The organism is Catenulispora pinisilvae (assembly GCF_015356865.1).
In the GTDB taxonomy this organism is placed as follows: Bacteria; Actinomycetota; Actinomycetes; order Streptomycetales; family Catenulisporaceae; genus Catenulispora; species Catenulispora pinisilvae.
In genome coordinates this window covers 1-13,855 of sequence record NZ_JAAFZA010000260.1, presented here as the reverse complement: position 1 = coordinate 13,855, position 13,855 = coordinate 1, and the positions used below count along the sequence as shown (strand labels likewise).

Genomic DNA, 13,855 nt, shown 5'->3' with positions numbered 1-13,855 from the left:
CCCCCGACATCTCACCCGGACGCACCCGCCGATCTGCCCCGATCCCGCTGCCTGATCCGCCAGAATCAAGGCGTGCGAAATCTGGGTGAACTATGCAATCTGGGCGAACTACGCCATATCCCCGCCGGCGCTCCGGATGTCCGGCAGCACCGGCCGGTCCTCGCTCCCGGGTTGCAGAATGACCGCGGCCAGCCCCCAGTGGTGCTTCATCCGCTCCAGCGGATCGCTCGGCGGCGGCACGTTCCGCTTGCGTGAGAAGCGCCCCGGCGTGGGTGTCTTCTCCCGCGTCCTGACCTTCGCGCTCTCTCGCACCGTGCCGGCGGTGACCTGCACCTTGTCGAAGCGGCCGGCGACCTCGGCGGCCCAGTGCCGGCCCAGGACGCCGACCCGCGCGGCCGGTTCGGTGCGGCGGCCGTCGCGGAACGTCACCCGCACCGTCTCGACGCCCGGCGGCAGCGTGCCCCAGGTCACCGTCCACGGTGCGGGGTCGTCGTCCCGGCTGCGCAGCGCGCCGCCGATCAGCGCGGGGGCGGTGTCGGGGTCGCTGTCGGGGCCGCTGTCGGGGCCGGCGTCGGCGGTCATATCCGCAGCATAAGCGCTCGCCGTCACAGACGGGAGCGCCCATGTACGTTCTCTGATATCGGAATTGCCACCAAGTGAGAGAGGTACCCATGGACGCCCCCTCGACCAGAGGCATCACCCGCCGCGGTCTGCTCGGCCGGGCCGGTACGGTCGCCGCCGGATCCGTGACGCTGGCCGGCGTGGGCATGGCCGGCCAAGCCAATGCCGCGACCAACCAAGCCAATGCCGCGACCAACCAAGCTCCCGAAACCGCCGCGGTCCCCGAAGTCGCGACAGTCCCCGAACTGGGCCCGCTCCGCATCACCCCCGGCGACATCCGCTACGACAGCCTCCTGCGCGGCGACAACTTCCGCTTCGTCGGCCAGCCCGACGAAGTCCGCGTCGTCACCAGCACCGAAGACGTCGTCCACGCCGTGACCGACGCCGTCCGCGCCGGCAAGCGCATCGCGCCCCGCAGCGGCGGCCACTGCTTCGAGAACTTCACCGCGGACCCGGCCGTCCAGGTCCTGCTCGACATGTCCCCGATGAACGCCGTCGGCTACGACCGCGCCATGCGCGCCTTCTCCATCCAGCCCGGCGCGCGCCTCGGCGAGGTCTACACCGCCCTGTTCAAGGGCTGGGCCGTCACCCTCCCGGCCGGCGGCTGCCCGGACGTCGGCGCCGGCGGCCACTTCACCGGCGGCGGCTACGGCCCCCTGTCCCGCCGCTACGGCTCCGTCGTGGACCACCTCTATGCCGTGGAAGTCGTCGTGGTCGACAAGGACGGCCGGGTCCGCGTCGTCACCGCCACCCGCGAGCCCGACGACCCGCACCGCGACCTGTGGTGGGCGCACGCCGGGGGCGGCGGCGGCAACTTCGGCGTCGTCACCCGCTTCTGGTTCCGCTCCCCGGGCGCGACCGGCGACGATCCCGCCAAGCTCCTGCCCCCGGTCCCCGGCCAGATGTACTTCTTCCTGGCCGGATGGTCTTTCGACGCTTCCATGACCAAGGACGTCTTCACCAAGCTCCTGCACAACTTCGGCGTGTGGCACGAGCAGCACAGCGCCCCCGGCGCGCCCGGCACCGGCCTGTACGCCATCCTGGAGATCGGCAACGTCAACAACGGCACCTTCAACCTCGTGGTCCAGGCCGACTTCGCCCTGCCGGACATCAAGGGCCAGGTCGACGACCTGTTGGCGGCGGTCACGGCCGACGGTGCCCCGCAGCCGGCGTTCCAGCAGGGCGGCCCCATGCCCTGGCTGCACATGACGACCTGGCCCGGCGACGGCGAGGGCGGCGACAAGCTGTTCCGCCGCTACAAGCTCAAGGCCGCCTACCTGAAGAAGTCCTACGCCGACGACCAGCTGGCCGCGATCTACGCCGGACTCGCCGACAAGGGCGCTCCGTCGCAGTCCGCCATGCTGCTGATCGGCTACGGCGGCCAGGTCCAAGCGGTGGCGCCGGACGCGACCGCCGTGGCCCAGCGTGACGTGGTGATGAAGGCCGTCTTCTCCAACACGTGGCTGGCGGATGCCGACGACGCCGCCAACGTCAAGTGGGTGCAGGAGTACTACCGCAGCATTTACGCGGCCACCGGGGGCGTCCCGGTCCCGAACGACGTCAGCGACGGCTCCTACATCAACTACCCGGACGTGGACCTCGCCGACCCGGCCTGGAACACCTCGGGCGTGCCGTGGTCAGAGCTCTACTACAAGGAGAACTACCCGAAGCTCCAGCAGATCAAGGCCGCGTGGGACCCGCAGAACCTGTTCCGCCACGCGCTGTCCATCGAACTGCCGGGATAGCCGCCCGCATAACCGCCGGCACAACCGGCCGCGTAACCACCCGTGTAACCGGCCGCCGTATCAATGGTGATTGAGGCCCCTGACGCCCGCCACGCCGGGGCCTCAATCAGCTCATCCCCAGTGTTCGGAAGGCCAGCTGGGGTTCCGCGGATCGACCACCGCCGGCAGCGCCTTGTCGTGCGGCTTGATCAGGTACGCGACGCCGCCCGACCCGGACCCCGGCGTTCCGTCGGCCTTCGTGTAGTTGGTCCGCAGCCACACGGTCTCGAACATCCGCCGCGGGTAGACCGTGTACACGTCGGAATCGCTGTTACTGGCCGGGTCGTTCACGATCACGTCCCCGGTGTCGGTGAACCCGATGACGCACCACAGGTGCCCGTCGCTGGCGTAGTAGCCGTTCTCGGCCAGCGTGAACGACTGCGACGTCACCACCGGGAACCCGGCGGCGACCAGGACCTCCAACTCGGTCAGCGAGTTCAGCCGCACCACCATCGCGTCCAGGCCGTAGGAGGCGGCGTAGGCGCAGGTGAACGGCCAGTTGCCGGTCCCCTGGTAGCCGTAGTCGTAGCTGTAGCGCGCGGCCTCGTCCACCGAGGGGTCGGCGTAGCTCGGATCGACCCACGCCAACTGCTCGGTGGTCGGTCCCTTGCCCCAGAACTCCACCACCATCTCGGTCGAGGTCGGGCTGCACCACGCCTCACCGCCGCCGCCGTACTGCACGTACTGGCCGCTGTGGACGTTCTGCGCGTAGGGCTTGACCGCCAGCGTGATGCCGGTGGCCGGGCCGGGCGTGCTGGCCGGAACGGTGGTGCGGGCCGGGACCGTGGACGCGGTCGCACCGATCTGCCAGACCCGCGGTGTGACGCGCAGTCCGGTACGCCGCAACAGGGTCAGGCGCAGTTGGTAGGAACGCATCGAGTGCCCGGTCTCGGTGTTCCAGGTGTCGGTGTCGATCTCGCCGTAGGCGTTGCTCTGGCCGTTGACCGAGGTGCGGTCGATCTCGCTGTCGTCATGGGCCCAGATGCCCATGACCCAGGTGTCGCGGTGCCCGTCCTCCATCGCGGCGAGCAGTTCCACCTTCAGGAACGTCCCGACCGGGGTGTCGGCGTTCCAGTGCGCGGTCAGCTGGGTGGCGCCGAAGTCCAGCCGCCGGATCGGGGACGTCCAGGTCGCGTACTCGTATTCGGCGGTGGTGTTGAGATAGGGGTCGGTGTAGGAGGTGGTCCCGGCCGGCTCGGCCATCACCACACCGAGCCGCGGCCCCGGCAGCGGCAGCACGCCGTCGGACTCCCCGGACCGGAAGTCGGCCCAGGTGGTCCACCGGTCGAACCGGACACGGGCGCCGTCTGCGTTCTTCGCGGCCGCGCCGGGCATCGCTGCCTCCGTGTCCGTAGTGCCGGCCGCCGCCGGCCCCGCTCCCGCGACCCCGACCACCGCGACCCCGACGGCCGCCCCGCCGGCGAGCACCGCCCGCCGGCTCAGCGAACCGCCCGCCGCCTGCCGATCTGGCCGATCTGGCCGATCTGGCCGATCTGATTGAGACCTCGCCGACATCTGTCCTCCAAGACCTCAGCTCCATGTTGAATGCTGTTGAAGGTTAGCTGGGAGGCGGCATGATCGGAAGGGAGTCAACGCAGAGTGATGACTGATCTTGGGATCAGCTGAGAGCGATCAGAGGAGATCAGACGAGATCAGACGAAGTTCTTGTCGATCAGCATCTCCAGCACGTTGACGTGGAAGTCCGGGAAGTCCATCGGCACGATCCCGAACCGCGCGCGCTGCCCGGTCCGGGCGTTCAGGTATGGATAGATCGAGTCGTCCATCAGCGTCTGTTCGAGGTCCTTCGGGAACTCCAGACCGTCCTGCACCGACGGCGCCAGGCTGAGGAAGTTCACGTACATCGTCGTCGGCGCCGTATTGGTGTAGGCGGCGTCGAACTGCTGCGTGATCAGCTGGCCCTTGGTGCCCGTGGACACGCCGGTGTACGTGTCCTGCACGTTGAACTGGTTGGCGCTGTCGGCCCAGTGGATCAGGTTCCACGAGGCCGGGAACGTGAAGTCGGCGCACAGGACCACCTTGCCGACCGCCTGGCCGAGCGTCGGCCAGCCGTACATGTGGAACAGCCCCCGATACCCCAGCGTGTCCATGTAGTAGTTGAAGCGGCGCTGGAACTCCGCGTCGCTGAGCGCCTGGCCGCCGGCGTCCTCGTTCTTCAGCCGCATCACGATCGTCTCGGTCGGATGCGCCGACAAGAACGCCTGGCACTGGTCGAGCACGTCCTGCAACCGGATGCCCTGGTAGTAGCTGGAGTGGTAGATGCCCATCTCGCTGGCCGTCCCCTGAAGCCCGTTGCAGCGGATGTCGACGAACCGCACCCCCTGCTCCAACTGCTGCGGCAGGCCCCAGTTCTGGGTGTGCGACCACTCGGTGCCGTTGGCCGGATCGGTGCAGCAGGTGTCGTGGGTCCCGGGAATCGTCATGCCCAGCAACGAGATGTTCGGGTCGAGGTAGCTCATCCAACTGTCCGTGGGCTTGCCGCCCGGGGTGACCGGCGAGTCGGCGCGCGCGGCGGCCGGCAGGCCGATCGAGGCGGCGGCCAGCACGGTGCCGCCGAGGCCCCATTTCAGGACGTTGCGACGGGTGGGGTTCATGAGCGGCTCCAAGGGTGGTGGGTCCGGGCACTGCGACGGCGTTCACGGTAAGCGCGGTGTCACCACCTGGCCATGGACATACGGGGAAAGCTTGAGGGTCGGCCGCCGGAACGGCGGCCGACCCCTTCGATCCTCATCCCGCACTCGCGGCGACTGTCGACTTCGCCGTGCGTGCGGTCAGTGCGGTCAGTGCGGTCAGTGCAGTCAGCACGGACAGCGCGTCAGCGCGGTCAGTAGGTGTCGACCGTGCAACTCCCGTTGCCGAACATCGGATTCGTGTCCACCGGCTGGCCGGAGTCCGGGTTCACGATGATGTCGAAGCTGCCGGTGATCGACGCTTCGCAGTTGTCCAGCGCCGGTTCCGGCTGGAGCGCGTCGTTCGGACCCATCCACAGGTCGACGTGGTAGATCCCGTTGTTCCAGTCACTGGTGCACTCCACGCACCCGTCCTCCATGATGAAGTACTTCTCCAGATGCGGGACGTAGATGATGGTGCCCGGGGCGAACTCGTTCTCGTCCGTGGCGAACGTCACCGGCTGGCTGTAGGTGCCCAGGTCTTCAGTGGCGATCTGGTGGATCTGCGGGTAGGCGATCTGGGCCGTGCCGTAGTGGCCGTTGCCGTCGTCGTTGTCGTTGTAGCCGTACGACGTGATGTTGACGTTGATGGTCTGCGGGTCGGCGTGGGCCGCGGCCAACGGCCCGGCCGCCGACATCAGCAGGGCCGCGGCGATCGCCGCCACGGATGCCAGGGCTTTACGGAGCACTGTCGAACTCCTCTCGGGATCAAGTTAGGAAGCTTTCCTAACTCATCGCGGAAGGTAGCGCCGAAGTAGGTGCCTGACAATCCCTCGGAGTCGGCGCGATGCAATTCCCGGCGTTCCGGCAGGTGGCGGCGGTTGTCGGCCATGGCCGCTACGGTGCTGCGCGTGCCTGCATTCACGGGAGCGCCCGCATCATCGACCGACCTGCAAGCAACGAAGGACTCCTACGACACCGTCGCCGGCAGCTACGCCGAGCTGGTCACCCTGGACTTCGGCCGCATGCCCCTGGAGACCGCGATGCTCGGCGAGTTCGTGGCCCGGGTCCGGGACTCCGGGCCGGTCGGCGATCTCGGTTGCGGCCCCGGACACCTGACGGCGTATCTGAACGAGGTGGGGGTGCCGGCGTTCGGCGTCGACCTGTCATCGGGAATGGTCGAGGTCGCCCGGAAGCGGAATCCCGGGCTTCGGTTCGAGGTCGGGTCCATGACCGCGCTGGAGCTGGCCGACGGTGGACTCGGCGGCGCCGTCTCCTGGTACTCGATCGTCCACATGGCGCTGGAGCAGCTGCCCGGCGTGTTCGCGGAGTTCTTCCGGGTCCTGGCTCCGGGCGGGCACCTGCTCCTGGGATTCAAGGCCGGCGAGCGGAAGTCGCCGCTGACCCACGCCTACGGGCACGACGTATCGCTCACCGTGTACTGGCAGTCGCCTGAGCGCGTCGCGGAGCTGTTGGAACAGGCCGGATTCGTTGTCGAGGCCCGGCTGGTGCGGGCACCCGGCGAGATGGACAAGGGGCCGCAGGCGTTCATCCTGGCGCGCAGGCCGACAGCCGACTAGTAGCCAAGACGCAAGAGAAAACAAGGCGTAAGAGAAAAGGCGACGGCCGGTGGGGCGCGCCCGAAAGCGCTCCTCGTACCCCACCGGCCGCCGCAGACCTGAGCTCCCTCAAGCTCAGGAGTCCATCAACTCACAGGCCGATCAGCTCAGGAGTCCAGCGCCGAACTCAGCACCCGGACATCCCCGCCGTCCAGCCGCAGGTCCAGATCGTCCGTGCCGACCCGGATCCCGCGCACCGTCAGCCCGTCCCAGCCGCCGCCGGGCAACGGCTGGAACGCCACGACGTCACCGGGCACATCCGGCCGCACCCCGACCAGCGTCGCCACCACCGCGACCGACGCGGCCGCGGCCCACGCCTGCGGTCGGCACGAAGCCGGATACGGCGTCGGACGCCCGCCGGCGTGCGCCGGACTGCCCGCGTACAGCTCCGGCATCCGGTATTCGAACCCTGCCGCGGCTTCCAACAAGCCGTCGATCAGGCTGCGCGCCGCCTCGGCCGCGCCCGGAACCCCGTCGGCCGCGGCGCGCGCCAGTCCCTGCACGGCCATCGCGGTGTCATGCGTCCACACCGAACCGCCGTGGTAACTCAGCGGGCTGTAACCGCCGGCCGAGGTCGCCATGGTCCGCAGGCCGTAGCCCGACGACATCGACGTCGAGCCGAGCCGGGCCGCGACCAGCGCCGACTCCTCCTTGTCCAGGATGCCGGTCCCCAACAGGTGCCCCATGTTCGAGGCCACCGTGTTCACCGGCTTGCCGTCCCGGTCCAGCGCCACGGCCGGGAACGGCCCGTCCGCGTCGCTGATCCAGAACCGGGCCCGGAACCGCGCGGCCAACTGTGCCGCCCAGGTCCGCCACTCCTCGGCGTCGGGCCGCCCGAACGCGTCCAGCAACGCCGCGCCGCTCATCGCCGCCTCGTAGGCGTAGCCCTGCACTTCGCTCAACGCCAACGGGGCGCTGGCGATCCGGCCGTCGACGAACTGGATCGAGTCGTGGGAATCCTTCCAGCCCTGATTCGCCAGGCCGTGGCCGGACTCGTCGACGTAGCTCAGGAAGCCCGCGTCGTCCATGCCGTGGTCGCGCATCCACGCCAGCGCCGCGCCCAGCGGATCCAGCAGCTTCTCCACCTCGTCCGCCGGCATGCCCCAGCGCCACGCGTCGTGCAGCAGCATGATCCACAGCGGGGTGGCGTCGACGGTGCCGTAGTAAAGCGACGGCAGGCGCATCGATCGTTGTCCGGCGCGGTCGACGGCACCGGGGTCGGCCGGCGCGCGACGGATCTCGTGCATGATCTTGCCCGGCTGCTCGGCGCTGTCCGGGTCGGTCTTCGTGCCCTGGCGCCGGGCCAGCGCGCGCAGCGTGCCGGCGGCCAGTTCCGTGCCCAGCGGTAGCAGCATGCGCGCGGCGATGATCGAGTCGCGGCCGAACAGGGTGAGGAACCACGGCGCGCCGGCGGCGAGGAAGTGGTCCTCGGGGGCCAGCGGGTCGGTCAGTTCCAGGCCGCGCAGGTCGGCCAGCGAGCGTTCGAGCCACCGCGGGACGCGGATGTCGCCGCTGTCCACCCGCAGCCCGCCGAGCACCGACGCGCCGCCGGTGCCGAGCACCACCGCGCTGTCGGCCGGGGTGACGGCCAGGTCGATCCCGAACCGCGCGACGGCGCCGGGCTCCAGGTCCACCGGCCAGCTCAGGGTGCCGTTCGCGGCGTCCACGGTCGCCGCCTCGGGGAACGCGATCGCCTGGACGACGTCCTGCACAGTGTCGGCTCCGACCGAGCCGCGCCCGGTCCAGCGCAGGCCGTTGTGAAGCGCTTCAGCCGGCAGCGCGCCGGGGGACAGGCCCTCCTTCACGTCGTTGATCTCGGCCAGATCGCAGCCCAGGGTGACGGTCAGGGTGCTCTGTACTCGGCGGCGTGAGGCCGACTGGATTTCGAAGGTCTCGCGGACCAGGGTCCGCAACCCGTCGCCGGAGCCGTTGCTCGAACTTCGGCCCGAGCCGCTGGCGGAACCGTCGTCGGAGTCGCTGCCCGAGCCGCCGTCGGAGCCGTTGTCAGAGCTGTTGTGGGAGGCGGCGGCGTCGCCGTTCAGCAGAACCCGTCGCCGCTCGACCCACACCGCCGGGTCCGCGCCGTCCTCGCCGAGCCCGCGGGCCACGAGCACGCTGCGGGTCGCGTCGGCTCCGTCGAGTTCACCGGCGATCGGCGCCAGCCGGGCCCCGGAAAGTGTGATCTCCGAAACACTCAGGACACGCCGGTCGTCCGCGAAAACCCCCGCCACACCGGCGCCGGGGAGGGTTCCGCCGGGCTGCGACAGGCCGAAGACCGGAGCCGCCACGGTGGTCTGGAGATCTTGCAGATAGGGTTGCTGAGCTGGGATGTCGGCTGGGCCGTCGGTCATTGAGTGCCCCTCGTATTCCGGGTCGGTACCCTGGCACTCTATCCATTTGAACGTTCATATGAAACACTCCACCCGAAGGACTTTGAACGTTCAACTCGTGGAAAGGAGGAACGTGCATGTCACAACCTGAACAGGTACCGGCAAGGCCGACGATCAAATCGGTCGCCCGGCACGCTCAGGTGTCGTACCAAACCGTATCGAACGCGCTGAACGCGCCGGAGCGTCTGCGGCCCGACACCCTGACCCGGGTGCTGCGCTCGGTGGAAGAACTCGGCTACCGACCCACCCAGGCCGCGCGCAACCTCCGGCTCCAGACCACCCGGCTGATCGGCTTCCGGTCCACCCGATCGGACGGCCAGGGAGTCAGCTCCATCGAGAGCCGGTTCCTGTACGCGCTGACCTCCGCGGCCCGGGACCGCGGCTACGGCGTGATCCTGTTCGCCGCCGACGGCGACGAGGACGAGATCGCGATGTTCGAGGACCTGGTCAGCCGGGGAGCGGTGGACGGCTTCGTGCTGTCCGGCTCGCACCGGCACGACCCGCGCACCGCCTGGCTCGCCGAACGCGAGGTGCCGTTCGTCAGCTTCGGCCGGCCGTGGGAGAAGACCTCGTTCGACTACTCCTGGCTGGACGTCGACGGGCACGCCGGCACCGTGGCCGCCACCGAGCACCTGGCCGCCAACGGCCACCGCCGCATCGGCTTCATCGGCTGGCCCGAAGGCAGCGAGGTCGGCGACGACCGGTACGCCGGCTACCTGGCCGCCGCTGCCGACCTGGGCCTGCCGACCCGCGGGCTGACCGTGCGCGGCCTGGACGGCATCGGCGCCGGCACCCAGTTGGCCGCCGGTCTGCTCGGCAAGGCCCACCCGCCGACCGCCTTCGTCTGCGTCAGTGACGCGATGGCCGTCGGGGCGATGCACGCGATCGAGCACCGCGGCCTGGCCGTCGGGCGGGACGTCGCGGTCATCGGCTTCGACGACAGCCCGCTGGCCACCGTCGTCCAGCCCGCCATGTCCAGCGTCCGCCAGCCCCTGGAGTCCATCGCGCGCCGCTGCGTGGACCTGCTGCTGGACCGGATCGACGACCCCCGCAGCGCGGTGCTCACCTCCGTCGTGGAGCCCACGGTCATCGCGCGCGGTAGCAGCAATCCCACCCAACCCTCACCCCCCGACGGGGCCTGACGTCCGGCCACCAAGGCGTCCGGCGTCCCGAGCCTGATTCCAAGGCGAAACGAAAGGAACGACAATGAAGTCAGTTCGCGGCAAGCGGATCATCGCCGCCGCCGGCATCGCGGCGGTGCTGACCACGGCCGCCGCCTGTGGCAGCAGCGGTCCCAGCAAGAGTTCCGGGTCCTCCGCCGGCGGCACCGGCGGCGCGACCTCCGGCGTCACGCTCCAGGTGCTCATCGGGTCCTCCGGCGACGCCGAGACCAACGCGGTGGTGGCCGCCGGCAACGCCTGGGCCGCCAAGACCGGCAACAAGGTCGTGGTCACCCCGGCCAAGGACCTCACCCAGCAGCTCACGCAGTCGCTGGCCGGCGGGACCCCGCCGGACATCTTCTACGTCGACGCCTCCAAGTTCCAGGGCCTGGTCAAGGGCAACGCCCTGGCCGACGTCGGGGAGAAGATCACCGACTCCACCGACATGTACCCGAACCTGCAGAAGGCGTTCACGCAGAACGGGCAGTACTACTGCGTCCCGAAGGACTTCTCCACGCTGGCCCTGGAAGTCAACACGGACCTGTGGACCAAGGCCGGGCTGACCGACGCCGACTACCCCAAGACCTGGGACCAGTTGGAGACCGTCGCCAAGAAGCTGACCGGCAACGGCGTCACCGGCCTGGTGATGAGCGACACCCTGGACCGGATCGGCGCCTTCATGCGCCAGGCCGGCGGCTCGGTGGTCTCCGCCGACGGCAAGACCGTCACCGCCGACTCGCCGCAGAACCTGCAGGCCCTGGACTACCTGCAGAAGCTGGCCAAGGAAGGCGCGCTGAAGTTCCCCAAGCAGGTCGACGCCGGCTGGGGCGGCGAGGCCCTGGGCAAGGGCAAGGCCGCGATGACGATCGAGGGCAACTGGATCGTCGGCTCGATGTCGAAGGACTACCCGAACGTCCACTACAAGGTCGTTCCGCTGCCGGCGGGCCCGGCGGGCAACGCCACGCTGTCCTTCACCAACTGCTGGGGCGTGGCCCAGAAGAGCTCGCACCAGGCCGCCGCGGTCGACTTCATCGACTACCTGACGACCGTCGACCAGCAGATGAGCTTCGCCAAGTCCTTCGGCGTCATGCCCTCGCGGCAGGCCGCCAAGGCGCAGTTCACCCAGCAGTTCCCGGACCAGGCGGCCTTCGTGACCGGGGCGGACAACGCCTTCGGCCCGGTCGGCTTCCCCGGCTTCGACGCGGTGCAGAAGGACTTCGACTCCAAGATCCAGGGCCTGGCCGACGGCTCCTCCGATCCCAAGAGCATGCTGTCCAGCCTCCAGAAGAACGCCACGGACGCGCTCAGTAACAACTAGGCGCGGCGCCGGTTCTCCTGACACCGGCGCGCCTGCATTCGTCCCCAGTCCGGATCGAAAGGCCACCCAGGAAGATGAGCAGTACCAGATCGCAGGAGAACCGGCGTCAAGCCCTCGCCGGTTGGTTCTTCGTCTCGCCGGCGTTGCTCGGCCTGATCATCTTCCTGGTGGTCCCGATCGTGCTGGCGCTCTACGTCAGCTTCACCAACTGGGACGGGCTGTCCAACCCGCTCGGCGGCGACGTCAAGTGGGTCGGACTGCACAACTACCAGCAACTGCTCACCCATGACGGCCTGACCCGGACCACCTTCGCCGGGGCGCTGCGCAACAACTTCTGGTTCGTGCTCTTCGTGGTGCCGGCCCAGACCGCGCTGGCGCTGTGGCTGGCCGTCCTGGTGAACAACAAGTTCCTGAAGGGCCGCAGCTTCTTCCGGACCGCCTTCTACTTCCCGTCGATCACCTCCAGCATCGCGATCACCCTGGTCTTCCTGTTCCTGTTCCAGGGCGGCGGCGCGGTGAACGGGATCCTGAGCTGGTTCGGCATCCACGGCCCCAACTGGCTGGCCGACAGCCGCGGCGTCATCCACGTCTGGCTCAGCGGCGTCGGGATCACCAAACCACCGGGCTGGACCCAGCACACGGTGATGGGCCAGTCGTTGTGGGACTGGTTCAGCGGGCCGTCGATCGCCATGATGGTGATCATCTTCCTGGTGATCTGGACGACCTCGGGCACATTCATGCTGATGTTCCTGGCGGCCCTGCAGAACGTGAACGAGGACCTGTACGAGGCCGGCGAACTCGACGGCGCCGGCCCCTGGCAGCGCTTCCGCTACGTCACCCTGCCGAGCCTTCGGCCCACGCTGCTGCTGGTCCTGACACTCGGCCTGATCGGCACCTGGCAGGTCTTCGACCAGATCTACCTGACCGGCAACAACCCGGCGACCCGCACACCGGCGTACATGTCCTTCGACCAGAGCTTCCAGAACAACCACTTCGGCGTCGGATCGGCCATCGCCTTCCTGCTCTTCGCGCTGATCATGGTCCTGACCCTGTTGCAGCGCCGCATCCTCCCCGAGGAGATCGACTGATGGCCGCCGTCCGCGAGCGCCGCTCCCCGTCCCGGCGCGTACTGGTCTACGGCGCGCTCATCGTCTTCGCGCTGTTGTTCCTCGGACCGTTCGTGATCCAGATCGCCACGTCCTTCAAGACCGATCCGGACGCCACCAACCACCCGCTGAACATCGTCCCGCACCCGGCCACGCTGGAGTCCTGGAAGCGCATCTTCGGCTACAGCAGCGACCAGCCGGTCCCCTTCGGCACCTGGCTGCGCAACAGCATCATCGTCGCCACCTGCATCACGCTGCTACGGGTCTTCCTGGACAGCCTGGCCGGCTACGCCCTGGCCCGACTCCGCTTCCCAGGCCGGCGCGGCGTGTTCATGCTGATCCTGGGCACCCTGGCAGTCCCGAACGTGGTGCTGCTGATCCCGCGCTTCCTGGTGTTGAAGGAACTGAACCTCTACAACTCCTACGCGGGCATGATCCTGCCGATCTCAATAGACGCCGCCGGCATCTTCCTGATGCGCGGATTCTTCATGCAGATCCCGCTGGCGATCGAGGAGGCGGCGCGCATCGACGGCGCGGGCGCCCTGCGCACGTACTGGGACATCGCCCTGCCCCTGGTGAAGCCCGGCCTGGTGACCCTGACGATCCTGTCATTCCAGGGCTCGTGGAACGAATTCAGCTTCTTCCTGGTCGCCACCTCCGACCCCAAGTACGACACCCTGACGACCGGCCTGGCGAAGTTCAGCGGCGGATCACTGGGAGCCGGAAACCAGTTCCCTGTCACCCTCGGCGCCGCACTGCTGTCGACGATCCCGGTGGCGATCCTGTTCTTCATCTTCCAGCGGCAGATCGTACGGAGCCAGATGAGCTCCGGGGTGAAGGGCTAGCACCGCCGGGGCGAAGCGATGCCCCTCCCGAGATCGAGGCGGCGGCCGGTTCGCGCACGCCCGAGGACGTGTACCGGATTCGAACCGATGGATACCAGAAGTACCGGCCACCTGCGCACCGGGAGGGGCGACGCAGAACCCGCCGGAGATCGAGTCGGGGAAGGTAAGGAGTCCTAGGCCACTAGACGACAGCCCTACGAACAGGGCCGGCAGGATTCGAACCTGCGTTGCCCGCTTGATAGGCGGAGTAACCCTCTCCTGCGGGTCAACAGCGACATGACCTCGGGCATCATGGCCCGCTTGCGCACCATGCGGATCACCCGGACGGCCGTCCTGACCGGCCACGTCATCGGCGCCGTCATCAGGACCCTGATCGCCATCTCGC

General features: G+C 68.8%; 11 protein-coding genes. 6 read left to right on the top strand and 5 right to left on the bottom strand.

Annotation, left to right across the window (positions count from 1 at the left end; translation table 11 throughout):
• Positions 1 to 108: 108 nt before the first annotated feature.
• On the bottom strand, positions 109 to 582 hold the full coding sequence (locus IZR01_RS41575) for a hypothetical protein (protein ID WP_194927044.1): 474 nt from the start codon (positions 580 to 582) through the stop codon (positions 109 to 111).
• A gap of 89 nt (positions 583 to 671) precedes the next feature.
• Between IZR01_RS41575 and IZR01_RS41570 the strand changes: the two genes are divergently transcribed.
• Positions 672 to 2,366 carry an FAD-binding oxidoreductase gene (locus IZR01_RS41570; RefSeq protein ID WP_194927043.1) on the top strand — a complete coding sequence of 565 codons (1,695 nt, stop codon included), beginning with the start codon at positions 672 to 674 and terminating at the stop codon, positions 2,364 to 2,366.
• Positions 2,367 to 2,477: 111 nt separating this feature from the next.
• Here IZR01_RS41570 and IZR01_RS53805 read toward each other — a convergent pair whose 3' ends face one another.
• The 3 genes from IZR01_RS53805 to IZR01_RS41555 all read right to left on the bottom strand — a co-directional run bounded on the left by IZR01_RS53805 (position 2,478) and on the right by IZR01_RS41555 (position 5,781).
• Positions 2,478 to 3,833, bottom strand: coding sequence for a C39 family peptidase (locus IZR01_RS53805; RefSeq protein WP_323747249.1), 1,356 nt, complete (start codon positions 3,831 to 3,833; stop codon positions 2,478 to 2,480).
• A 224-nt stretch (positions 3,834 to 4,057) separates the two neighbouring features.
• The gene (locus IZR01_RS41560; protein WP_194899408.1) at positions 4,058 to 5,017 is read right to left on the bottom strand and encodes a phosphatidylinositol-specific phospholipase C; all 960 of its coding nucleotides are present in this window, start codon (positions 5,015 to 5,017) and stop codon (positions 4,058 to 4,060) included.
• Positions 5,018 to 5,247: 230 nt separating this feature from the next.
• Positions 5,248 to 5,781, bottom strand: coding sequence for a hypothetical protein (locus tag IZR01_RS41555; protein WP_194899013.1), 534 nt, complete (start codon positions 5,779 to 5,781; stop codon positions 5,248 to 5,250).
• Between the two features lie 162 nt (positions 5,782 to 5,943).
• Between IZR01_RS41555 and IZR01_RS41550 the strand changes: the two genes are divergently transcribed.
• Complete coding sequence (locus IZR01_RS41550; protein WP_323747248.1) at positions 5,944 to 6,612, top strand: class I SAM-dependent DNA methyltransferase; 669 nt, start codon at positions 5,944 to 5,946, stop codon at positions 6,610 to 6,612.
• Positions 6,613 to 6,758: 146 nt separating this feature from the next.
• On the opposite strand, the gene IZR01_RS41545 is transcribed toward IZR01_RS41550, so the two are convergent.
• A complete protein-coding gene (locus tag IZR01_RS41545) occupies positions 6,759 to 9,002 on the bottom strand; it encodes a glycogen debranching N-terminal domain-containing protein (RefSeq protein WP_194927040.1) in 2,244 nt (747 codons plus the stop codon).
• Positions 9,003 to 9,118: 116 nt separating this feature from the next.
• Here IZR01_RS41545 and IZR01_RS41540 point away from each other — a divergent pair, with 116 nt between their 5' ends.
• From IZR01_RS41540 to IZR01_RS41525, 4 genes are all read left to right on the top strand, one after another.
• Positions 9,119 to 10,183, top strand: a complete 1,065-nt coding sequence (locus tag IZR01_RS41540; RefSeq protein ID WP_194899010.1) for a LacI family DNA-binding transcriptional regulator — start codon at positions 9,119 to 9,121, stop codon at positions 10,181 to 10,183.
• A 64-nt stretch (positions 10,184 to 10,247) separates the two neighbouring features.
• Positions 10,248 to 11,519, top strand: a complete 1,272-nt coding sequence (locus IZR01_RS41535; RefSeq protein ID WP_194927039.1) for an extracellular solute-binding protein — start codon at positions 10,248 to 10,250, stop codon at positions 11,517 to 11,519.
• Between the two features lie 74 nt (positions 11,520 to 11,593).
• A complete protein-coding gene (locus IZR01_RS41530; protein WP_194927038.1) occupies positions 11,594 to 12,607 on the top strand; it encodes a carbohydrate ABC transporter permease in 1,014 nt (337 codons plus the stop codon).
• Complete coding sequence (locus IZR01_RS41525) at positions 12,607 to 13,470, top strand: carbohydrate ABC transporter permease (protein WP_194899007.1); 864 nt, start codon at positions 12,607 to 12,609, stop codon at positions 13,468 to 13,470. Before IZR01_RS41530 ends, IZR01_RS41525 begins: the two co-directional genes overlap by 1 nt.
• The last annotated feature ends 385 nt before the right edge of the window (positions 13,471 to 13,855 follow it).

Excerpts from the sequence above, each read along its gene's own strand:
- IZR01_RS41540 (WP_194899010.1), top strand. The coding sequence starts at position 9,119 with ATGTCACAACCTGAACAGGTACCGGCAAGGCCGACGATCAAATCGGTC.
- IZR01_RS41570 (WP_194927043.1), top strand. The coding sequence starts at position 672 with ATGGACGCCCCCTCGACCAGAGGCATCACCCGCCGCGGTCTGCTCGGC.
- IZR01_RS41535 (WP_194927039.1), top strand. The coding sequence starts at position 10,248 with ATGAAGTCAGTTCGCGGCAAGCGGATCATCGCCGCCGCCGGCATCGCG.
- IZR01_RS41545 (WP_194927040.1), bottom strand. The coding sequence starts at position 9,002 with ATGACCGACGGCCCAGCCGACATCCCAGCTCAGCAACCCTATCTGCAA.
- IZR01_RS41560 (WP_194899408.1), bottom strand. The coding sequence starts at position 5,017 with ATGAACCCCACCCGTCGCAACGTCCTGAAATGGGGCCTCGGCGGCACC.
- IZR01_RS41530 (WP_194927038.1), top strand. The coding sequence starts at position 11,594 with ATGAGCAGTACCAGATCGCAGGAGAACCGGCGTCAAGCCCTCGCCGGT.
- IZR01_RS41575 (WP_194927044.1), bottom strand. The coding sequence starts at position 582 with ATGACCGCCGACGCCGGCCCCGACAGCGGCCCCGACAGCGACCCCGAC.
- IZR01_RS41525 (WP_194899007.1), top strand. The coding sequence starts at position 12,607 with ATGGCCGCCGTCCGCGAGCGCCGCTCCCCGTCCCGGCGCGTACTGGTC.